This window comes from Enterobacter cloacae complex sp. 2021EL-01169, from assembly GCF_020733125.1.
Lineage (GTDB): Bacteria > Pseudomonadota > Gammaproteobacteria > Enterobacterales > Enterobacteriaceae > Enterobacter > Enterobacter roggenkampii.
Window position 1 is genome coordinate 131,193 of the sequence record NZ_JAJFTC010000002.1, and the last position, 21,777, is coordinate 152,969.

20 protein-coding genes and 2 tRNA genes are annotated in these 21,777 nt (G+C 56.8%); 14 read left to right on the forward strand and 8 right to left on the reverse strand.

Features of this window, described 5'->3' with window-relative positions; genetic code table 11:
* Window positions 1-79 precede the first annotated feature (79 nt).
* Both LLF79_RS07005 and guaD read left to right on the forward strand, forming a co-directional pair.
* Window positions 80-1,576 carry an NCS1 family nucleobase:cation symporter-1 gene (locus tag LLF79_RS07005; protein WP_023335187.1) on the forward strand — a complete coding sequence of 499 codons (1,497 nt, stop codon included), beginning with the start codon at window positions 80-82 and terminating at the stop codon, window positions 1,574-1,576.
* A 100-nt stretch (window positions 1,577-1,676) separates the two neighbouring features.
* Window positions 1,677-2,993 (forward strand): guanine deaminase, encoded by a 1,317-nt coding sequence (gene guaD / locus LLF79_RS07010; RefSeq protein WP_227879533.1) that lies wholly within the window; start codon window positions 1,677-1,679, stop codon window positions 2,991-2,993.
* Here the strand turns inward: guaD and uraH are convergent.
* Together uraH and uraD are read right to left on the reverse strand one after the other, a co-directional pair.
* On the reverse strand, window positions 2,973-3,296 hold the full coding sequence (gene uraH, locus LLF79_RS07015) for a hydroxyisourate hydrolase (protein WP_177317285.1): 324 nt from the start codon (window positions 3,294-3,296) through the stop codon (window positions 2,973-2,975). The genes guaD and uraH overlap by 21 nt on opposite strands.
* On the reverse strand, window positions 3,293-3,793 hold the full coding sequence (gene uraD / locus LLF79_RS07020) for a 2-oxo-4-hydroxy-4-carboxy-5-ureidoimidazoline decarboxylase (protein ID WP_045334737.1): 501 nt from the start codon (window positions 3,791-3,793) through the stop codon (window positions 3,293-3,295). Before uraD ends, uraH begins: the two co-directional genes overlap by 4 nt.
* A gap of 239 nt (window positions 3,794-4,032) precedes the next feature.
* On the opposite strand from uraD, the gene hpxO reads away from it, so the two are divergent.
* The 3 genes from hpxO to LLF79_RS07035 are packed head-to-tail and all read left to right on the forward strand — an operon-like array spanning window position 4,033 to window position 7,186.
* Window positions 4,033-5,187, forward strand: coding sequence for an FAD-dependent urate hydroxylase HpxO (gene hpxO / locus LLF79_RS07025; protein WP_227879307.1), 1,155 nt, complete (start codon window positions 4,033-4,035; stop codon window positions 5,185-5,187).
* A gap of 17 nt (window positions 5,188-5,204) precedes the next feature.
* Window positions 5,205-6,239 (forward strand): molybdenum cofactor-independent xanthine hydroxylase subunit HpxD, encoded by a 1,035-nt coding sequence (hpxD, locus tag LLF79_RS07030; protein WP_063616704.1) that lies wholly within the window; start codon window positions 5,205-5,207, stop codon window positions 6,237-6,239.
* Window positions 6,240-6,250: 11 nt separating this feature from the next.
* A complete protein-coding gene (locus LLF79_RS07035; RefSeq protein WP_227879308.1) occupies window positions 6,251-7,186 on the forward strand; it encodes a PDR/VanB family oxidoreductase in 936 nt (311 codons plus the stop codon).
* Window positions 7,187-7,230: 44 nt separating this feature from the next.
* Here LLF79_RS07035 and LLF79_RS07040 read toward each other — a convergent pair.
* A tRNA-Ser gene (locus LLF79_RS07040) sits at window positions 7,231-7,318 on the reverse strand.
* A 278-nt stretch (window positions 7,319-7,596) separates the two neighbouring features.
* Between LLF79_RS07040 and LLF79_RS07045 the strand changes: the two genes are divergently transcribed.
* The 5 genes from LLF79_RS07045 to LLF79_RS07065 all read left to right on the forward strand — a co-directional run bounded on the left by LLF79_RS07045 (window position 7,597) and on the right by LLF79_RS07065 (window position 12,638).
* Window positions 7,597-8,733 (forward strand): D-alanyl-lipoteichoic acid biosynthesis protein DltD, encoded by a 1,137-nt coding sequence (locus tag LLF79_RS07045; RefSeq protein ID WP_031274971.1) that lies wholly within the window; start codon window positions 7,597-7,599, stop codon window positions 8,731-8,733.
* A gap of 128 nt (window positions 8,734-8,861) precedes the next feature.
* On the forward strand, window positions 8,862-9,980 hold the full coding sequence (locus LLF79_RS07050) for an MBOAT family O-acyltransferase (protein WP_227879534.1): 1,119 nt from the start codon (window positions 8,862-8,864) through the stop codon (window positions 9,978-9,980).
* On the forward strand, window positions 9,977-11,410 hold the full coding sequence (locus LLF79_RS07055) for an AMP-binding protein (RefSeq protein WP_227879309.1): 1,434 nt from the start codon (window positions 9,977-9,979) through the stop codon (window positions 11,408-11,410). Before LLF79_RS07050 ends, LLF79_RS07055 begins: the two co-directional genes overlap by 4 nt.
* A gap of 17 nt (window positions 11,411-11,427) precedes the next feature.
* Window positions 11,428-11,646, forward strand: coding sequence for an acyl carrier protein (locus LLF79_RS07060; RefSeq protein ID WP_008499867.1), 219 nt, complete (start codon window positions 11,428-11,430; stop codon window positions 11,644-11,646).
* 155 nt (window positions 11,647-11,801) lie between these two features.
* Window positions 11,802-12,638 carry an alpha/beta fold hydrolase gene (locus LLF79_RS07065; RefSeq protein WP_023292852.1) on the forward strand — a complete coding sequence of 279 codons (837 nt, stop codon included), beginning with the start codon at window positions 11,802-11,804 and terminating at the stop codon, window positions 12,636-12,638.
* Window positions 12,639-12,739: 101 nt separating this feature from the next.
* Here LLF79_RS07065 and LLF79_RS07070 read toward each other — a convergent pair whose 3' ends face one another.
* From LLF79_RS07070 to LLF79_RS07080, 3 genes are all read right to left on the reverse strand, one after another.
* Complete coding sequence (locus tag LLF79_RS07070; protein WP_008499869.1) at window positions 12,740-12,997, reverse strand: YjhX family toxin; 258 nt, start codon at window positions 12,995-12,997, stop codon at window positions 12,740-12,742.
* A gap of 290 nt (window positions 12,998-13,287) precedes the next feature.
* Window positions 13,288-13,375 (reverse strand) — tRNA-Ser (locus LLF79_RS07075).
* A 130-nt stretch (window positions 13,376-13,505) separates the two neighbouring features.
* Window positions 13,506-15,134, reverse strand: a complete 1,629-nt coding sequence (locus tag LLF79_RS07080) for an ABC transporter substrate-binding protein (protein WP_227879310.1) — start codon at window positions 15,132-15,134, stop codon at window positions 13,506-13,508.
* Window positions 15,135-15,404: 270 nt separating this feature from the next.
* On the opposite strand from LLF79_RS07080, the gene yccA reads away from it, so the two are divergent.
* On the forward strand, window positions 15,405-16,064 hold the full coding sequence (gene yccA, locus LLF79_RS07085) for an FtsH protease modulator YccA (RefSeq protein ID WP_021240844.1): 660 nt from the start codon (window positions 15,405-15,407) through the stop codon (window positions 16,062-16,064).
* A gap of 63 nt (window positions 16,065-16,127) precedes the next feature.
* On the opposite strand, the gene LLF79_RS07090 is transcribed toward yccA, so the two are convergent.
* Window positions 16,128-16,604, reverse strand: coding sequence for a hypothetical protein (locus tag LLF79_RS07090; RefSeq protein ID WP_227879311.1), 477 nt, complete (start codon window positions 16,602-16,604; stop codon window positions 16,128-16,130).
* Complete coding sequence (locus tag LLF79_RS07095; RefSeq protein WP_008499907.1) at window positions 16,601-17,353, reverse strand: winged helix-turn-helix domain-containing protein; 753 nt, start codon at window positions 17,351-17,353, stop codon at window positions 16,601-16,603. The genes LLF79_RS07090 and LLF79_RS07095 overlap by 4 nt, the downstream gene beginning before the upstream one ends.
* Window positions 17,354-17,661: 308 nt before the next feature.
* Here LLF79_RS07095 and LLF79_RS07100 point away from each other — a divergent pair, with 308 nt between their 5' ends.
* The 3 genes from LLF79_RS07100 to LLF79_RS07110 all read left to right on the forward strand — a co-directional run bounded on the left by LLF79_RS07100 (window position 17,662) and on the right by LLF79_RS07110 (window position 21,777).
* Window positions 17,662-18,405, forward strand: a complete 744-nt coding sequence (locus LLF79_RS07100; RefSeq protein WP_023292856.1) for a hypothetical protein — start codon at window positions 17,662-17,664, stop codon at window positions 18,403-18,405.
* Between the two features lie 75 nt (window positions 18,406-18,480).
* The gene (locus tag LLF79_RS07105; RefSeq protein WP_021240847.1) at window positions 18,481-18,987 is read left to right on the forward strand and encodes a CS1 type fimbrial major subunit; all 507 of its coding nucleotides are present in this window, start codon (window positions 18,481-18,483) and stop codon (window positions 18,985-18,987) included.
* Between the two features lie 72 nt (window positions 18,988-19,059).
* A complete protein-coding gene (locus tag LLF79_RS07110; protein ID WP_023327047.1) occupies window positions 19,060-21,777 on the forward strand; it encodes a TcfC E-set like domain-containing protein in 2,718 nt (905 codons plus the stop codon).

The following is a 21,777-nucleotide window of genomic DNA, read 5'->3' on the forward strand; positions in this document are numbered from 1 at the left end:
GATTTATTGTTTTGGCCTGGATCCTGCAACACCGTTTGCACTCCCACTCAACGGGTTTTCATTCACAGGAGCAGGTTTCATGCCAAACAGTCAAAACGCACAGCAAGGTACGGCCGCTGATTCCGGTGCGGTTTACAGCCCACGTCTTTGCAATGAGGATCTGGCACCGACGCGTGACCAGAACTGGAGCTGGTACAACATCTTTTCGTTCTGGATGTCGGACGTTCACAGCATGGGGGGTTATGTGGTCGCCGCGAGCTTCTTTACGCTCGGGCTGGCAAGCTGGCAGGTGCTGCTCTGCCTGCTGGTGGGGATTTGCATCGTGCAGCTGTGCGCCAACCTGGTGGCCAAACCGAGCCAGATGGCGGGCGTGCCCTATGCGGTGATCAGCCGTCAGGCGTTCGGCGTGTTCGGGGCCAATATCCCGGCGGTGATCCGCGGGCTGATTGCCTTCGCGTGGTACGGGATTCAGACCTATCTCGCGGCCAACGCCCTGATGCTGGTGGCGCTGAAGTTCTGGCCATCGCTCTCTTCACTCACTACCGGCGCATTCCTGGGCCTGTCGCATCTGGGTTGGATCTGCTTTGCCATTATGTGGGTCCTGCAGGCGATGGTCTTCTGGCACGGCATGAGCGCCATCAAGCGCTTTATTGATATCGCCGGTCCGGCGGTCTATGTGGTAATGCTGGCCCTCGCCGGCTGGATTGTATACAAGACCGGTTTTGACGGGATCTCCTTTACCCTCGCCAGCAAATCCCTGAGCGCGGGCGAGCAGACCTGGCAGATGATCACCGCGACCGCGCTGGTGGTCTCCTACTTCTCCGGCCCGCTGCTCAACTTTGGCGACTTCTCCCGCTACGGCAAAAGCATGGGCGAGATCCGCCGCGGCAACCGCTGGGGGCTGCCGTTTAACTTCCTGCTGTTCTCCATCGTCACCGTGGTGATTGTCTCCGGCACCCAGTCGCTGTTTGGCCGCATGATCACCGATCCGATCGAAACCGTCAGCCGCGTGGGTAACGATCTGGCCGTGGCGATAGGCCTGCTGACGATGATCACTGCCACCATCGGGATCAACATCGTCGCGAACTTCGTCTCCCCGGCGTTTGATTTCTCTAACTGCTCGCCGCAGAAAATCAGCTTCCGCACCGGGGGCATGATTGCCGCCGTCGGCTCGATCCTGCTCACCCCGTGGAACCTGTTCAACTCGCCGGAGCTTATCCACTACACCCTCGACGTGCTCGGGGCGTTTATCGGCCCGCTGTTCGGCATTCTGATTGCCGATTTCTACCTGATTAAGCGCGGCAAGGTGTCGGTTGACGATCTGTTCGACGACACGCCAAAGGGCAAATACTGGTACCGCAACGGCTTTAACCCGAAAGCCATTGGCGCGCTGATCCCGTCCGTTGCCGTGGGCCTGGTCATTAGCTTTATCCCGGCCCTGCATGAGGTGGCAAACTTCAGCTGGTTTATTGGCGTCTTCCTCGGCGGCGTCACCTACCGCTGGCTGGCGCGGGAAGATCGCGAGACGGCGGGCGCGACGTCGTTTGGCTCCCGCGTGGCGACGCAAAAAGAGTAACCCCTCCCCTCTGGCCGCAGCGTATCTGCGGCCCGTTCATTCTGGCACCGTTCTTGCTGAGCTTTCACCCCGCTACGCACACACGAAGGCAGGAACCATGATGGAATACCAGACTGCGATACGCGGTGCATTTTTTGATATTGCCCGGGTCTGCGACAGCGCAGACGCCATCAGCCAGCACGCGCGCTACCTTGAGGACGGGCTGCTGTTTATCCAGAACGGAAAAATTCTGGCGCACATGCCGTGGCAGGAGGGCGAGCAGTATCTTGACCCCCACAAGGGCTACACCGACCTGCGCGGCAGGCTGCTGCTGCCCGGCTTTGTCGACACCCACGTCCATTACCCGCAAACGGAGATGATCGGCGCCTTTGGCGAACAGCTGCTGGAGTGGCTGACCACCTACACCTTCCCGGTGGAGAGCCAGTTTGCCGATGAGGCCTACGCGAAAGAGATCGCCGAATTTTTCATTCAGCAGCTTGTGAGCAACGGCACCACCACCGCGCTGGTGTTTTGCACGCTGCATCCGGAATCGGTCGAAGCGCTGTTTACCGAGGCCCTGCGCCTGAACATGCGCCTTATCGCCGGAAAGGTGATGATGGACAGGCACGCGCCGGACTACCTGAGCGAAGACGCAAAGCAGAGCTACCGGCAGACGCGGGCGCTGATCCAGCGCTGGCATCACCGTGGGCGGCTGGGCTATGCGATAACGCCGCGCTTTGCCCCGACCTCATCACCCGAGCTGCTTGCGGCGGTCAGCCTGCTCAGAGAGGAGTTCCCGGACACCTGGCTGCAGACCCACCTGAGCGAAAACCCCAACGAAGTGGCCTGGGTGAGCGATCTCTGGCCGGAGCATGAGCGCTATCTGGACGTGTATCACCACTACGGCCTGACCGGCGAGCGCAGCGTGTTTGCCCACGCGATCCATCTGCACCACAGCGAGTGGCAGTGCCTGCATGACACCGGCTCGGCGGTGGCGTTTTGCCCCACCTCAAACCTGTTTCTCGGCAGCGGGCTGTTTCGCCTGCCCGCCTGCTGGCAGCACAAGGTGCGGATGGGCATCGGCACCGACGTCGGCGCGGGCACCACCTTCAGCATGCTGCGCACCCTGGGAGAGGCCTACAAGGTCGGGCAGCTTCAGAGCTATCGCCTGCGCGCCAGCGAGGCGTTTTATCACGCCACGCTGGGCGGCGCGCACGCCCTCCGGCTGGACGACAAGATTGGTAACTTCGCGGCAGGCAAAGAGGCGGATTTCGTGGTTATCGACCCCAACGTCACGCCGCTGCAGCGCCTGCGCAATCGGCGCTGTCAGGATATCTACGAGCAGCTTTTCGTGCTGATAACCCTCGGCGACGAGCGCAACATCAGCGAGACCTGGGTCAACGGCGAGCGGGTGTGGTCAACAGCCCCGGTAGGTTGACCATCCGCCGGGGGCAATCACAAACGGCAGATGGAAGTGTTCGTCTGCCGTTTCTCCCGTGACAAACTCAATGTGCGCGCAGGGATAGATCGTCTTCCGGCCGGTATCGCCAAACCACGCCCCGATCTCCGCCACCAGCCGATAGCGGCCCGCGGGCAAAGAGGGGACAAACGCGGCGATGCGCCCCTGGGCGTTGGTCACGCCCGTGGCCAGCGTCTTCCCGTCCTGTTGCAGATGAACCGTCACGCCCTCCGCGGGCTTGCCTGTCGAAATATCGAGAATATGGGTGCTGAGTGTGCTCATTCGTGAATGACTCCTTCCAGACGCAGCAGCGTAATTTCCCGCAGCTGTTCCAGCGCGGCACGGATTTCCTGCGCGTCGCTGTTCTCCAGCCGCGCGTGCAGGGCCTGCAATATCTCCTCGCCGCTGCGGCCCTTCGCGCGGATCAGAAAGACGCGTCCAAAGCGGGCTTCGTAGCGGGCGTTGCCTTCACGCAGCGCCCGGGCAAGTGCAGCATCGCGGTCATTCACCGCCCCCTGCTCCTGGCGCGACAGCGCCGCCTCCGCCGCTGAGCCCGCTGGCTTTTCCCCGATGCGCGGATGGGCGCTCAGGGCTTGCGCCAGCGCCGCTTCGTCCCAGTTTTGCATCAGCGATTTCGCCGTACTGAACAATTCGTCCCGGCTGGCGTAAGGCCGCCCGTGAACCAGCGCATCGGCCCAGCGGGGAAGCGCCACGCAGGGGTGAATCAGCGCTAACGCCTGTTCATGGGGAAGATGATTGAAGTCGTGCAGTGCGATCATAGTGTCTCCTTTATTGTCCTTCTCCAGGCTATTGCACAAACCACGCCACCCTGAGCACAGGCGTGAAACAGTCGATTCCACAAGGTCGACCAGGAAATTTTTGATTCATAAAAAGGCACACTCACCGCGTTTACGCACCTTAGCAGTGCAAACGTCTCCCTTACAACGCTGTTTTCGCCATGCTGCAGCCTGGTACGCAAATTGCTGACTGTCTTTACACCCTGCAAAAGGAGAGAAGCATGAAAGCAATCGTTATTGGCGCGGGTATTGGCGGCCTGAGCGCCGCCGTCGCGCTGAAGAAAGCGGGCATCGACTGTACCGTGTTTGAAGCCGTAAAGGAGATCAGGCCCGTCGGGGCGGCCATCTCCATCTGGCCGAACGGCGTGAAATGCATGCAGCACCTCGGCATGGGCGACATCATCGAGACCTGGGGCGGACCGATGCGTTTTATGGCCTACAAGGATTACCGTCGCGGCGATACCCTGACCCGCTTTAGCCTTGCCCCGCTGGTTGAGCGTACCGGCGGGCGCCCCTGCCCCGTCTCGCGCGCTGAGCTTCAGCGCGAAATGCTGGACTTCTGGGGGCGCGACAAGGTGCAGTTCGGCAAGCGCGTCGAAGGCGTTCATGAAGACGACGCAGGCGTGAGCGTCACCTTCACCGATGGCAGCACAGCTGCCGGGGATTTCCTGATTGCCGCCGACGGCAGCCACTCGGCGGTTCGCCCGTACGTGCTGGGATACACCCCGGAGCGCCGCTACGCGGGCTATGTGAACTGGAACGGGCTGGTGAAGATTGACGAAGAGATCGCCCCGGCGCACCAGTGGACCACCTTCGTTGGCGAAGGCAAACGCGTGTCGCTGATGCCCGTCTCCGGCGGACGCTTCTATTTCTTTTTTGACGTGCCGCTGCCCGCAGGCCTGGCGGAGGATCGCACCACCCTGCGCGCCGATCTCACGGGCTACTTCCGCGGCTGGGCGCCGCCGGTGCAAAAGCTTATCGCGGCGCTGGATCCTGAAACGACCAATCGGATTGAAATCCACGACATTGAGCCGTTCGACAGCCTGGTGCGCGGCAACGTCGCGCTGCTGGGCGATGCCGGGCACAGCACCACGCCGGATATCGGCCAGGGCGGCTGCGCGGCGATGGAAGATGCCGTGGTGCTGGAGGAATGCCTGCGTGAAAACCACAACATCACGCTGGCGCTGCGGCAGTACGAGGCGCTGCGCTGCGACCGCGTACGCGACCTGGTGCTGAAGGCGCGCAAGCGCTGCGACGTCACCCACGGCAAAGATATGGCGTTGACGCAGGCCTGGTATCAGGAGCTCAAAGAGGAGACCGGAGAGCGCATCATCAACGGTCTGTGCGAGACCATTCAGGGCGGCCCGTTAGGCTGAACGCAAGAGGGACAACGATGAAAAGAGAACCGACCCCACCCGCCCACTGTACGTTTGAGCCAGAGGACTGGCTGCGTCTGGCGAAATGCTGGCATCCGGTCGCGCGCGCCTGCGACGTCGGTCCGGCGCCGGTCAAAGCGACGCTGCTGGATGAGCAGCTGGTGATTTACCGGATTAACGACCAGGTCGTGGTTGCCCGCGACGTGTGCCCGCACCGCGGCGTGCCGCTGACGCTCGGCTTTCACGACGAGCACGGGATTATCTGCCCCTATCATGGCTTACGCTTTGGCGAGGACGGGCGCTGCAACCGCATTCCGTCCAGCCCCGACCAGCCCGTTCCGGCGAAGCTGAACCTGATTAACTACGCGGTCGAAGAGCGGTTCGGGCTGATCTGGGCCTGCCTGGCCTATGATCCGGAAAACCCCGCGCCGCTGCCCACCATGCCGCACTGGGATGACGACGGATTTCAGCAGATTAACTGCCCGGCGTTTGAGGTGAACGGCTTCGCCGGACGTCAGGTTGAGGGTTTTCTGGACGTGGCGCACTTTGCGTGGATCCACACCGAAACCTTTGCCGACCCCAATAATCAGCTTGTGCCTGCCTATCAGCCACAGGAGACGCCGTTCGGCTTCGTGGCGGATTACTGGAGCGCCGTGAGCAACTATCCCGCCAGTTCCCCCGTGCAGGCTCCGGAAGGGTTCCAGTGGCTGCGCCATTTTGAAATGCACCTGCCGTTCACCGCCACCCTGACGATTCATTTTCCGGGTGAATCGCGGCTGGTGATCATGAACGCCGCGTCGCCGGTGTCATCGCGCGTGACCCGCATGTTCGCCCCTATTGCCCGCAATTTTGACCTGCATATTCCGGTGGAGGATGTACATGCCTTCAACCTGCGGATTTTTGAAGAGGATCGCCTGATGGTCGAAACCCAGCGCCCGGAAAGCCTGCCGCTGGACCTGACGCTGGAAGCGCATATCCCCGCGGATAAAAGCTCGATTGCCTATCGTCGGGGGCTGAAGAAAATGGGCTTTGGCGAGTTTTTCCTGGTATGACGGAGGCCAATATGCTGAGCGTAATTGTTGACGGGCTGTGGCGCGAGGGCGACAAAAGCCTCGCCGTCAGGCTGGTGGCTGATAACGGCGACGCGCTGCCGGCGTGGCAGCCCGGGGCGCACGTTGATGTCCACCTGCCCTGCGGCGTGGTGCGCCCGTATTCCCTGACCGGAGCATGTGGGGACGAGAGCTATCTTATTTGCGTGGGGCGTGAAACCGCCTCACGCGGCGGGTCGCGCTACGTTCACGAGACGCTGCGTCCCGGGCAGAAGCTGATGATATCGGCTCCGCGCAACCTGTTTCCGCTGCAGCAGGCAGAGCGGGTTTTGCTGCTGGCGGCGGGGATTGGCATTACGCCGCTGTATGCGATGGCCCTGCAGCTGAAGGCGACCGGAACGCCGTTTACGCTGCATTATTACGTCAGAAACCGTGAAAGCGCGGCGTTTACGCGCGAACTCTCCCGGCTCGGTGAGTGCCTCATTCATACCGCCAGCCCGCGCACAGCGCTGGCGGCACATCTCCCGGTGGCCGAATCGGGCCTTCACGCCTGGGTCTGTGGTCCGGCAGGTTTTATGGAAAAAGTGCGTGAGGTCGCCACGGCAAAGGGATGGGATGACGCCCATCTTCACAGCGAGGCGTTTCAGCCCGTTGCGCCCGCCGCAGGCGGTGAAGCCGGGGAGATCTTCACGGTCAAACTGGCCTCCACCGGGGAGCGCTGGCCGGTGCCTGCGGATAAAACCATCGCCCAGGTGCTGCAGGAAAATGGCGTGGCGGTCCCGCTTTCCTGTGAGATGGGGATCTGCGGCGCCTGCCTGACGCCGGTGATTGACGGTGTGGTGGATCACCGGGATAGCGTGCAGTCGGAGGAGGAAAAAGGCGCGATGGACCAGCAGGTGGCGCTGTGCTGTTCGCGAAGCTATTCCGGGGAGCTGGTGATTGGGCTGTAAAACGAAAAAACCCTGCGATATTGCTATCGCAGGGTTTTCGAATTTGGCGGAAGCGTAGAGATTCGAACTCTAGAACCCTTTCGGGTCGCCGGTTTTCAAGACCGGTGCCTTCAACCGCTCGGCCACGCTTCCAAAGTGAGGCGCACTATAAACATCTATTAGCGCCTTGTAAAGCAGGAATTTTTCGATTTTTCCCCACGGGCGTTTGACTGCGCAAAAAGTCACCCAAACGCTGACTTCACATCACTCTCCGCGACCTTGTACATACCGTAACACAGCAACGCTCATCGTTTTAAATCGCTCTGGTATAGAATGCCACAAAAATAGACGGCCATTTGTTGTGTAATTGTTATAAATCTGAATTTCCGCAGATTTAAGACATTACTGCCATGCAGTGTTACTGGTTGATGATGAAAATCAAAAATACGCTTTGCTTACATTTTCTGATGGCGTTTCTGGCCATTTTGTTTCTTTGTCTTCACCCGCTGGTGGCGAGCTTCGATCCGCCGCTTACCTTCCAGCCGCTGATTAAATCAATGGCGGGCACGCCTAAAGAACAGGCGGAAAAAATTGCCACTATTTCTCATGCCTTAGAAGGGAATGCGATATTCTTCATTGGTGCGTCTGAGGTGGCGACGTCAGAAGATGAACATTACGCTGTCTATAATTACTTTAATAAGCAATTGCACAAACCCGTCGTGGCGTATGGCGATGCGTTTGTCGATGACGAAACGCAGTTTTTACTGTTCTCACGTTTTAAAAATAGCCTTAACGCAAACAGTAAAGTTGTTTTGCTGCTGGCACCTGACAGCTTTTACTCAAAAGGCCTGCCTCCCGCTATCTATGCCGATAATTTCCCGGGTTCTGTTTTTAATCCTTTGATGAAAGATCCGCAGGCACGCCCAATATTGGTTAATTATTTAAAACATATTGAGAGTAAAGAAATAAGCCATTTAACCTTTGGCCAAATGCGTGTCTTTGGCTGGCACCCCGATCTGATATGGGACGAGGTGAGTTTCCAGTTTGCCAACGTCTGCACCCTGATAAAAAACGACTGGCTGGCGCTGCTTCACGTCACGCCCCGGACGGAACAACCGTGGCCGCCACAGCCGACCACCCACATTGCCCCTGACTGGGATAAAGAGCTGGCGAATGCCCGCGAGTTAAATAAAAAACGCCAGCAGAGCGCGGCCACCCTGTGGATGGACAAAACGATTTACGAGGAGGACGGTACGCGGCAGCAGTGGGATGACACGCCGGTCGTGCCTGCGCAAATCGCCGCCTTCAGTAAAACCGTCCAGCTGCTTAAAGAACACCACGTGCAGGTGATTGCTATCGTCGACCCGGTTAACCCCTGGGCGCTTTACAACACCGATACCTTCCGCCCGGTGGATAAGCAAATTAAAACCATTCTGGAAAAGAACCAGATCCCGTATTTAGATATGTACGCCATGCCTTATCAGAATGGCTGGAACTGGGATCGTTTGCACCCTTCCGAACTGGCCTGGGTTCCTATGATTCGCTTTATTGCACAGAGCTTTAAATAATGAAAATCGCGATCCGTCTTTTTTTCCTTTATCTCCTGCTGGCGATCACCATCGTCGCGTGGACCTCTGTCGATGACAGTATGAGTATGCAGCTGCATTTTGAATATCAAAAGTTCTGAGGCCGAATGATGTATAGCTCAGGAATGTTTTTTGTCTGTTTGTTTTCATCCGCCCTGGCGTTTGCGCTGGTCAATCGCCTATTACGCCATCGCCTGACGTATTTATCGGCATTATCCGTCATAGCCGCATTAGGCTGGGGCTATATTTTTCAGGGTGATTACCGTGTTCCTGCGGTCGTTTTTATCAGTTTTTATCTAGTCGCCGCGTTAAAAGAAAAAGGATGGTTAAAAACCTGGCAGGCGATTGTGTTAACGCTGCTTCCTTTATTTTTGGTGAAATTGCACCTTAATCATCATCTCGGCATGATCGGCCTCTCTTTTATGACATTCCGCGCGGTGGACGTGCTGCTCTATCGCAGTAAAAAAGAAGGGCAGAATTTCCTGCACTATTTCTGCTATCTGTTTATGCCCTTTATTATTCTGGCAGGCCCAATGTACCGCTGGCGGACATGGATGAGCGACGTCAGCAAGCCCGTCTTTGCCCTTAACCGCGAACAGTTTTTAGTGGCGCTGGAGCAAATCATTACCGGCATTATCCAGAAGTTCCTGTTTGCCATGCTGGTTGATTCGCTTGTCGTGCAGCCCTGGAGCCATAAGCCGTTTACGCTGACCGTGGGCGTGGTGATGTCGATAGCCTACAGCGCCTACCTCTACTTTGATTTTGCGGGCTACAGCAATATGGCCATCGGTGCGGGCCGCCTGTTTGGGCTCAACATCCCGGCAAACTTCAATATGCCGCTTCTGGCAAAGAACCCGCAGGACTTCTGGCGCCGCTTCCACATCAGCCTGTCTGAATGGCTGCGCGATGTGGTCTTTATGCCCGTTTATATGAACCTGATGAAGTTTAACTTTTTCCGTCAGAACAAAACGCTGGCGCAAAATATCGGTATTTTCTGCACCCTGTTTTGCATGGGGGCATGGAATGGCCTGGAACGCCATTACGTCATCAGCGGCGCGCTGTTTGGCGCCATTTCTGTCGCGCACAACATGCTGCTGTGGTCAGCCAAACGCAGCCCGGCGTTACACCGCGGGTTGCAGTATCCGGCTGTTGCGTTTTTAGGGCGCATTCTGACGCTGGGAAGCGCCGCGGGCGCCCTTTACATCTTTAGTGGAATGTCACCTCTATGAAAAATCTCTCCGATCTTCAGGAAATGCAGGATTTCTTGCGTGCGGCATTATGCGATCCCGCCTCCCCGCAGCAGCTGGCCATCAGCGGCAGCGACGAAGCCTTAAGCTGGCTACAGCTTTCCGCTGCCGTGACGGACTGGGCGCAGCGCTATCAGCGTAGCCAGCCTGTTGCCGGTACGCCGGTCGTCTTGTACGGACACCAGCAGGCCGAGTTCGCCGTGGCGATTTATAGCTGCCTGCTGCACAACATTCCGTACATTCCGGTGGACTGCATTTACCCGCAGGAGCGCCTGCGGGAGATCTGCCATCTGGCCAGCGCCCCTTACTATTACGACGTCGCGACCCGGCAGTTCATCGCCACGGGTGAATCGGGCAAGGTGCTGGAGGAGCAGGATCTGGCCTACATCATGTTTACCTCCGGCAGCACCGGCAAGCCTAAAGGGGTGCAGATTGGGCGTGAAAGCGTGTGGCACTTCATGAAATGGGTCAGCCAGGACTTTTCGCTGCCGGAAAAACCGGTCCTGATGAACCACGCTGTGTTCAGTTTTGACCTCTCCCTGATCCCTTTGCTGGCGAATCTGGCGATGGGTGGACACATCGTGCTGAACGCCAAAGACGATATTCAGAAAGCGAACTGGCTGGAACGACTGAAAAGCAACGCCGTCTCCGCCTGGGTTTCCACCCCCTCTTTTGCTTACCAGCAGCTGCTTTCCCCGCAGTTCAACAGCGAGTATTTACCTGAACTCAACGTCTTTATCTTCATTGGTGAAGTGTTGAATAAAGCGCTAGTTAAACAGCTTCGCCGCCGCTTCCCGCAGGCCAAAATCATCAACTCCTATGGCCCAACGGAAGCGACCATCGCGACCACCGTGGTCGAGATCACGGATGCGATCATGAACAGCGACAGCGCCGTGCTGCCGGTGGGGGTCATGATGCCTGAGAGCAGAATGGAAATTTCCGCCGAGGGCGAGCTGATTATCTGGGGTAAAAACGTCATGCGCGGCTACCTCGGCCTGCCGCAGGAGAACGCAGAAAAATTACTCCGTCGGGAAAATGAAGCGTTTCGCGGCTACCGGACCGGCGATCTGGGCTATGAAGCGGGGCTTATCTACTGCCAGGGACGCAACGACAGCCAGGTCAAACTGAATGGCTACCGTATTGAAATTAACGAAATTGAAAACCGCCTGCTGGCGATGTCCGGGATTAACGAAGCGGTGGTGATGCCACTGATGAAACCCTGCGGCAGCGTGCTGCGCATTGCCGCGTTCTGCGTGACGGAGCTGGCGCCGGATACCATCAAAACCTCGCTCTCGAAGGTAGTCCCCCACTACATGGTGCCGTCACAAATTATCGTAAAAGACGCTTTGCCGCTGAATCCTAACGGCAAAATTGACCGCAAGCTGCTGGACGCTTACGCCCGCACAAATTAATGACTCCAGGAAAAATTATGGAACAAGAAATTCTCGCCCTGTTCGAAAAAGTGTTATCCCGTAAGGTGGGCTTTCACGATGAGCTGATTGAATCCGACATTCTCGACTCCATCCTGGCGGTCGATATGGTTCTGGAAGTGCAGGACGTTTACGGCTGCATGATCCCGCCGACAGACGTGGCGACGGTGCTGAAAACCCCGGCGGACCTGGCCCGCTATATTGAAGAAAACCGCTAAACGCCCCTGCTGTTAATCCTGTCCTGAAGGCTCTGGCGCATCGCGCCAGAGCCCAGACGCAAAATGAATATCCTTCACCGGAATTAAACCAACCGCTTTTAGGATTTCTCCTACACTTTAGGGGTCGTGTTGTTCTTAACAGAGGAGTCTGCGGTATGGCATTCGTAACCACGAAAGACGGCGTCAACATTTACTACAAAGACTGGGGTCCGAAAGAGGCTCAGCCTATTGTCTTCCACCACGGCTGGCCGTTGAGTGCCGATGACTGGGATAACCAGATGCTCTTCTTCCTGGCAGAAGGCTATCGCGTTATCGCTATCGATCGCCGCGGACATGGACGATCGGACCAGGTGAGTGAAGGCCACGATATGGATCATTATGCGGCCGATGCGTCAGCCGTGGTTGAAAGCCTGGATCTGCACAATGCCGTGCACGTCGGTCACTCCACCGGCGGCGGCCAGGTCGCCCGCTATGTTGCGAAGTACGGCCAGCCGCAGGGGCGCGTCGCCAAAGCGGTGCTCGTCAGCGCCGTCCCGCCTCTGATGGTCAAAACGGAGACGAATCCCGGCGGAACGCCGATCGAGGTCTTCGACGGCTTCCGCAAAGCGCTGGCAGCTAACCGCGCCCAGTTTTATCTCGACGTTGCCAGCGGTCCTTTCTACGGTTTTAATCGCGATGGTGCCGACGTTTCGCAGGGTACGATCCAGAACTGGTGGCGTCAGGGGATGATCGGAAGCGCCAAAGCCCACTACGAGGGGATTAAGGCGTTTTCAGAGACCGACCAGACGGAAGATTTGAAAACCATCACCGTTCCCGTTCTGGTGCTGCAGGGCGATGACGATCAGGTTGTGCCGTATAAAAATGCCGCCCTTCTTCAGGACAAGCTGCTGGCGAACAGCGTGCTGAAAATTTATCCGGGCTTCCCGCACGGGATGCATACTACCCATGCGGATACTATCAACGCGGACATACTGGCCTTTATTCGCTCATAACGCCGCGTTTCTTGCCGGGTGGCGCTGCGCTTACCCGGCCTACGCCACAATATCCCGCTCAATGCATGAACGCCACCCGAGGGTGGCGTTGTTTATTCCGCTTAGCGATTATCCAGCTGGGCGCGAACGTTGTTCAGCCCGGTGGTATTGATGCGGTAAGGCTGCCCGTTCACGGAGCGGATCAGCTTTTTGGCGCGGAGTTTTTTGAAGACGTTCAGCGTGCAGTCGCTCAGCACCAGCCCTTCACGGGTATAGCACTCAACGGACGTGACGCGGCCAGAACTGTCGCGGACGTGCACAATACGTCCACCTTTGGCGAGAACGTGTAAGGTACGTTGTTCCTGACGGGATAAATTCATACTGGAAAACCTGTGTAATCATCATGCGTAAAAACGAGCCCACACCCGCAGGTGCGTGCGTAAGGTTTAAGCGCAGCGATAACCAGTCCGTCCTGAAAAGGGCGGGAAGCTGATTATCTGATGAAAACATTCTCCAGCATCAAAGCCTCGGTAAGCGATGAAAAGGTATTTACGGGGTGAATGATAACGCCGGGGTTTTACAGGGAAATAACCGGGTCTTAAAAATGTGAGGCGGATCGGCTAATCCAAAAGAAAAACCCCAGGTCAACGAGTAACCTGGGGTTTATATCTGGCGGAAGCGCAGAGATTCGAACTCTGGAACCCTTTCGGGTCGCCGGTTTTCAAGACCGGTGCCTTCAACCGCTCGGCCACACTTCCTGAGTGAGGCGAACTATAAACACCTCACCGCGTGCTGTAAAGAGTGCCAGCAATCGTTCGCTGTAAAAATAGTCAAAACGTGTTTAATCGGTTGAACTGACAACACATCGACGATTTTATCAGCACAGGCCTAGTGTTTCTTGATGTACATGTCTTTCGTGTAATAGTACCCCAGCTTGTCCGGCGTAAATCCGCCCACCCACGGTTTCACCAGGTGCGTACGGACGTAGTGATACACCGGAATGGCGGGCACATCGCGTCCCAGCAGATCTTCCGCCTGCTGGTAGAACTTACCCCGCTCTTCCGTTGTTTTGGCTTTTGCGGCATTCACCAGCGCCTGGTCGTATTCCGGATTGCTGTACTGGCTGGTGTTTTCGCTGTCGCCGGTGCGGAAGTTGTTCAGGAACGTCGCCGCGTCGTCGTAGTCGGCAATCCAGGCGTAACGCACCGCGTCAAAGTTGTGGGTGTGCATGGTATCCAGCATGGTTTTCCACTCCTGATTTTGCAGCTTCGCGTCCACGCCGAGGTTTTTCTTCCACATGGAGCTGGCGGCAATCGCGATGCGCTGGTGCGATTCAGAAGTGTTATAGAGCAGGTTGAAGCTCAGAGGATGGCTTTCGTTATATCCGGCCTCGTTCAGCAGTTTTTTCGCCTCGGCGATGCGCTTGTCCAGCGGCCAGCTGGCGTAATCCGGGTTCTGGAGCTTGACGCCGCCGATGTCCAGCTGGCTGATGAGCCACGCCGGGCGCTGCCCCTGCCCTAAGACTTTCCCGGCAATGATGTCTTTGTCGAGCGCCATGTTTAGCGCCTTGCGCACGCGGGCGTCGTTGAACGGCGGTCGGGTCGTATTGAATTCGTAGTAATAGGTCGCCAGCTGCGGAGACACGTCCAGCTGGCTGCCCAGGGTTTTCTTGAGCTGGGCAAACTGGTTAATCGGCACCGTGTAGACAATATCGATTTCGCCCGCTTTATAGCGGTTCACATCCGAGGCCTCGGACGTGATGGGCAGGTAGGTCACCTTGTTAATCACGGTGTGCGCGTTATCCCAGTAGCGCGGGTTACGCTCCGCCACAATGCGTTCGTTGACCACCCACTGCGACAGTTTATACGCCCCGCTGCTGACGAAATGCTCAGGCTTGGTCCACTTTTCGCCAAAGCGGCCAATCAGCACTTTATCCACCGGCACAAGCGACGGGTGCGCCAGCATGGCGAGGAACGCCGCGTTTGGCTGGGTGAGCGTCACTTCCAGCGTGGTGTCGTTAATGGCTTTCACGCCCAGCGTGTCGGGGGATTTTTTCCCCTGAGCGATATCGGCCGCGTTGGCGATATGCATGTTGCCCGGATAGCTCGCGTATGGTGACGCCGTTTTCGGGTCAATCAGGCGCTGCCAGCTCCAGACCACATCCTCTGCGGTAATCGCCGTGCCGTCGCTCCAGGTGATGCCCGGACGCAGATGGAACGTCCAGACGGTGTTGTCCTTGTTCTCCCATTTTTCCGCCAGCCGGGGCTGGACGTCACCCGACGGGGAAACGCTCACCAGACCTTCGAATAAATCACTGATAATATTGAATTCGATGTCGCTTTCGACTTTATGCGGGTCGAGCGAAGCCGGTTCACTGCCATTATTCCTGACCAGTTCCTGTTTATCGGCCAGCGCGGTTCCTGCCGGCACGTTAGCCGCCCAGGTCGCCGTGCTGGCGCACAGGATCCCGGCGGTAAGTAAAGAGAGCGTAAAGCGCGTGCGTGTTTGTGGTTTCATGTCCTTCGCCTTATTGTCTGTTTTTGTGACGATCCGGAAATAACTCTTAGCGGCCTTATGGTAATAACGCAATAATTTTCAGTAACCTATAAGAGGTTGATCTGATTAATCGCGTCAAACCGCTGTTCATACTGGTGAAACGTATTTATGCAGAAGAAACAACCAGGTCCCGCGCTAACCTGCTGAGTAAAGATGGGTAAAACCGCTTTGAGAGTGACGCGCCGTTTCCTATTCTTTCCGTTAATTACATCTGTCATAAGAGAGTGACTCATGGATCGTATAATTACTTCCTCACGCGACCGCACATCGCTACTCAGCACCCACAAGGTGCTGCGCAACACCTATTTCATGCTCAGCCTGACGCTGGCGTTTTCGGCGATCACCGCCACCGCCAGCACCGTGCTGATGCTGCCGTCTCCGGGACTGATCCTGACCCTGGTGGGCATGTATGGCCTGATGTTCCTGACCTACAAAACCGCTGACAAACCGGTCGGTATTCTGTCCGCGTTTGCCTTCACCGGCTTCCTGGGCTACATCCTGGGGCCAATCCTCAACGCGTATCTGTCCGCCGGCATGGGTGACGTGATTGGTATGGCGCTGGGCGGCACCGCGCTGGTGTTCTTCTGCTGCTCGGCCTACGTGCTGACCACGCGTAAGGACATGTCCTTCCTCGGCGGCATGCTGATGGCGGGTGTTGTGGTGGTGCTGGTGGGTATGGTGGCCAACATCTTCCTGCAGCTGCCTGCCCTGCACCTGGCGATCAGCGCCGTATTTATTCTGATCTCTTCCGGCGCGATCCTGTTTGAAACCAGCAACATCATTCGCGGCGGTGAGACGAACTATATCCGCGCCACCGTGAGCCTGTATGTGTCGCTGTACAACATCTTCGTCAGCCTGCTGAGCATCCTGGGCTTTGCCAGCCGCGACTAAGAAGAACGTAAGCAGTAAAAAGGAGAAAGGAGAATGCCCCCGGCATTCTCCTTTTTTTATGCCTTAATCACCCCGGCAAATATAGGTGGGGTAACGCCGGTCCTGAATCAGCCATACGGAAGGCGAGAGTTCAGAGATCGTGAGATAGTAGCGTGCGGTCGGGCTGGCAAAGCTTCCCCACTGGGCATCAGGGGTGTTGTCATTGTGTCGACGCCAGGTCTTGGTGTAGCTCAGGACAATTACCTTATCATCGTCCCGTCGCTCCCACGTAAAATCCACGTCCCTGTCAACGATCAGGCTCTTACCTTCAGCCTTTGCAGCGCCTTTGTAGGTGGTCAGGCCGGTGCCGTTACGATGAAAATAGAACAGGGCAACGGCATTGACCTTCACTTCATTTGCCTTTCCTTGATTGCGCGTAAAATTAAACTCGGTGCTGCAGGCCAGCGCATCGCGCTTATAGGCTCCGCCGGTGTAGATAAAGAGCGCAAACGCCCCGCCAACGACTGCGCCACCCAGTCCGAACAGAAGTCTGTTTTTCATTCTTCCGCCCCGCTTTTATAGCGAATAGTTTTACACAGGCTGGCTTCACTCACCGGGCAGGCGCCGATGAAAACCTCATCGGCGGCGGCAAGCGAAAAGCGGGCGCTGAAATAATAAATGTTGTACTCCTCGCGCTCGCACGCGACGTTATTTTTTTTCAGCAGCTCGGCCAATTTTGATAACACCAGCGGTCGGCCATGATCGTTGATCACCCAGAGCCGACAGCCAGCTATTTTTTCCTTAACGGGTTTGAGTGTTGCGGGTACGGTTATCTCAAGCTGTCGGCTAAAAAACAGGCTAAACCCCACGACTGACGTCGTTAATACCGCTAAAACCAGCCACCACTTTTTGGATAAACGCTTATATCCTGACGGCTGCTCAACGGACGGCTGAGATACTTCGGGCGTAACGCTCTCTGCGGGCTTAAAAATAACGTCGGCGTCAAAGCGGAATCCAAACCGGGGCACGGTCACGATATAGTCGTGGCTGTCGCCCAGAGCGTGGAAGCTTTTGCGTAATTCACTTACCGCCTTATTGAGGTTATTTCCCGACGGCGTAAAGCCGAACTCCTCCCACACGCGAGTGATCAACTCCTCCCGGCTCAGGTCGCGCCCTTTATGACGAATAAACTCCTGTAAAAGACGAACGGCCGGAGCCGAAAGCGTTAATACAGACTCGGGTTGCCCAACAATACTTATTGCATGTGCTTCAGGATCGAATAACAACGAATTATTGCATATAAAAAACATCTTTTATTCTCGGCTGTTACCGCATGCTTTTTAATCCCTGATACAACGACAAGAAAATCGCCTCCTGAACTGATTGTTTTTTCATCAGAAGGAGTTTTCTCCCCATCCCGGGTCGCGGTATTTTCGCTTAACTATACAACCTTAAAGCCAGGAAAGCAGGATAAAAAACTGTATATAACGAGTTAATTAATACAAATTTTCACAAACCGCTGTTCTGGTTAAAGTTTCCCTGCCCTGAAGCAATACGTTAGCAGAGGGTGTCCCGTTGTGAATGCGCCGGGAATGAACTCAACGCAGGCGGACAGAAAGTGAAACAAAAAAATAGTGTGAATAAGACAACTGCCTTTTATATCGCCGCGCTGTCATTGCCATTTTTCTCAGAAATGGCACTGGCCAATATGAGCGTGTATCCCATGGAACTTAACGTGGATAAGTCCGGTGCGGCGCAAATTAAGGTGGCGTCAAAAACGGATGATATTCAGTTCATTCGGGTGAGGCAAAAGAAAATTCTTAATCCCGGCACGCCCCAGGAAAAAGAGATTGATGTGGCCTCGTGGAAAGAAGGTGGCGTTGTTGTCACACCGGAAAAATTCGCCCTTGCGGCAGGCGCAATGCGCGTGGTTCGCCTGGTATCGCTTGCACCACCGGAAAAAGAGACGACCTGGCGCGTCTATTTTGAAGGCGTAAAGCAGCCTGACAGCATTATTCCGGGCAAGGCAGAAAGCCCTGCGGCGACGGCAAGACTGGGCGTCAATGTGATCTGGGGCGCCCTGATCCATCTCGCACCGGAAAAAAGCGTGGTTTCACTGACGATTGACCCTCTCAGGGGAACGTTAAAAAACAACGGCACGTTGCGCGTGCCGCTCAGGGAGATCGGTGTTTGTGATGCGGATTCATCGTGTAGATGGATTAAAGAAGACGCGACGATTTATCCGGACACCGAACGGAAATTAAAAACGCTCACGAAGGTACAAGGCCAGAAATATAAATTCCGCTACTTCAACTGGCTGAATAAAAGCGCTGAAGAAGCTGATTTACCCGTCGTGCAATAACACGACGCCACCGTAAAAACCCCACAGGGTTTGTTTAAAGAGCCAGGGTGCTCATTTGTAAATATGGAGATATCAATGCGTAAGTACTTTAAACCTCTGATGATTGTTGCCGCGATGACCACGTCCGTTAGCGCTCTGGCGATTCAAAAAGATATTACCGTCAACGCCAGCGTTGATTCACAGCTGGATATGACTCAGGCCGATAACACGCCGCTGCCGGCAAGCATCGATATGCAGTACCTGCCTGGCCGCGGTCTGGAAAGCTACCGTCTGAATACCAAGGTGTGGTCTAACTCCGCCACCAGCAACGTGAAAGTCCGTCTGGTGAGCGCCGCGAAGCTGGCGAATGCCGACGGTGCTGAAACCATCCCTATGACGGTGAAGCTGGGCGACAAAACCCTCTCTACCGCAGATGTTGAATACACCGGTACCGAACTGTTCCCGGGGAGCATTGAAAACGGTTCTGCGGTACTGCCGCTGACCATTTCCCAGACCACCAAAGGCATTCTGAAAACCGGTCAGTACAGCGGCGTTGTCAGCCTGATGCTGACGCAGGCGACGACCACGGAAGGCGGTGCGTAACACCACAGCACCTAAGGAATAACGTCAGAGGGTGCCCACCCTCTGACGTCAGGATGATGTCGAGGCTCGTTCATGGCGTTTCATAGAAATACTCTCCTCTTTGTTGCTTTGTTACCCGCTTCCATCCAACTCGCCTGCGCCGGGCTGGCCGTCCCACCAGGTTTTGAAGATCTGGCAAAGACGCAGCGCCTGTGGACAGAGGTGAACCTCTACGGCGAATCGCTGGGCCTTTTTGAAACGGATATCACGCTTGAAACGGTGAGCTTTGTCGCGCCTGAGACCGTGGTAGCGGCCATCAAACGCCGGTTTAATGACGCCCCATCCCTCGTTGCCACCGTCTCTGCCGCGCTGGCCGTTCCGCTTGCCCGTAACGGCAACCTGGCCTGCAGCAGCAACGGCTCCGCAGCGGGCTGCGATTACATCGATACCGATCGCGCGGCCATTATTTATGACGAGAATAACGCCCGCATTAACCTGTTCCTGGACAAGAAATTTCTGCCTAAGCAGACGGCAGAGAACGCATGGTATCAGCCCACGCACGGCACCGAAAATGCGCTGATCCATCAACAAAACATTAACTTCGTTGCCGACAGGGATTATCAGTCGGCTACCGTGCAGGGCAACGGCGCGCTGGCGCTCACCCAGGACGGATATGTGAATCTCGACTGGACCTGGCTGGGGCAGCGTTCACGGCACCAGCAGCAGCAGGAGGTCACCGTCAACAACGCCTGGTTCCGCCAGGATATCCTGCGTCAGTACTACGTCCAGGCAGGCGAGATGGATACCCGCGATCTGTTCAGCAATGCCGGCGGGAATATCACCCTCAGCCAGCTGCCGCTGGGCAAAATTCGCGGCCTGCGCACGGGTTCAACACGGGCGTGGATGAACCCGGTTCAGCAGTCGAAGGGAACCCCTGTTACCGTGCTGCTTTCCCATGACGCGCGTATCGACGCCCGCCGGGGCAATCAGCTGCTGGCGAGCTTCTATCTGAATGCCGGGGCGCAAACCCTGGACACGCGATCGTTCCCGGACGGAAGCTACACCGTGACGCTCTCCATCTATGAAAATAACCGGCTGACGCGCACCGAGCAGGTGCCGTTTACCCGAACCGGCATTACGCCATTCGACCGCGTCGAGTGGTTCCTGCAGGCGGGCGAAACCGACAATAGCGATCGGAACGAAGAACGCAGCGCGGTTGCGCAGGCGGGCGTTCGTCTGCCCGTCACCCCGACGCTGGCGCTGACCAGCGGCGCAACGTTCAAGAAAAACCAGCGTTTCCTGGAGAACGCGCTCGACTGGAGCCGGGGCTTCAACGCGGGCCCGATCGATGGCGTGCTGAGTACCCGGTTTAGCTACCTCTACGGCAGCGAAGGCCAGCGCGGCAATATTCAGCAAATCAGCTACAACGACGGTTTTTCTTTGAGCGTCTATCGCAACGCGTTATCCGCTGAAAACTGCAACACCCAAAGCGCGGGATTTGACGCCGTGAACGGCTGTTATCGCACCCTCTCGGTGATGTTCTCCGTCCCGGTCGGCGCCTGGTATGCGAGCCTGGGGTATTCGGATAACCGCAACGAAGGCCGGTACGTTTCACGCCGGGAGCTGCCGGACAGTGACGATCGCCACGATGCGGGTTTGCCGTGGGAATCGGTCTATATGACCCGCTCGCGCACGCGGGCCTGGCAGGCTGGCCTGAGCAATGCCTTCAGCACCCATGGCCTGAACATTAACAGCAGCATTAACCTGTTTATGCGTAACGATGACGCCCGCGAAGGCAGGGATAAAGGCGGCTACCTGAGCGTGAGCCTGTCCATGGCGCATAACCGCCAGGGCGATGCGTCAAGCTACACCTCTCTGGGCGCGACATGGCAGCATCAGCAACGTGAAAAAAACCAGCTGAGCTACAACGTGGCGCATAACTGGTATGCCGATGCCCGCGGCGAAAATGAGTACGGCCTCAGCGCGTCGGGCATTAACAGCGACTCGCTGAATACCTCAGCCTATACGCGCCAGGGCGGACGATATGGCAACGGGAGTCTGACCGTCAGCGACGCCTGGGATCGTCAGGATCGTCGCCATAGGCTGAGCAGCAGCGGCAACTACAGCTCGACGTTTGCGCTGTCCCGCTCTGGCCTGTGGCTGGGCCGCTGGAGCGACGGTCGCCCTGCTTCCGCCGTCGCGGTGAACGTGACCACGCCGGAAGATGCTCAGGATCCGCGCGTCGCCGTGTCGCTGGATAACGGCGGCAGTGCCGATATTCCAGGCAATAGCCGCGCCCTCTTCGCGGTGCCGGGCTATCAGCAGACAACGTTGACGGTTAACGAATCGCTGGATGTCTCACGAGGAGCCAGCAGTGAAATCACGCAAGGATCGGGCAGCAGAACGCTGTTTATGGTGCCTGGCAAACTGCTGCGCCGGGACGTGCAAACCACCGCAAGCTACACCTGGCTCGGCCAGTTAACCGACGAGCGTCACTCGCCGTTTATCGGCGGCGTGCCGCTGAACGTGAACGGCTGGAGCGACCTTGGCAACGGCGGGTTTAGCGCCCAAAGCGACGCCCTGCTGCATAACCTCTACCTGGTGCGTCAGCAGCAGTTTTATCAGTGCGCGCTGAACGTGAAGAGTATGCGCGACGTGGTGCGTTATGTCGGGTCGATCCCCTGTAAGGAGTTAACCTTCTCCGCCCTGCCGGATGCCGTCCAGCAGCAGGCACAGCTGATGCTGGCAGGACGGGCGGTCCCTGCTGGACCGACTGCCATGAACACCGATAGCCTCACTAAAGGGAAATGA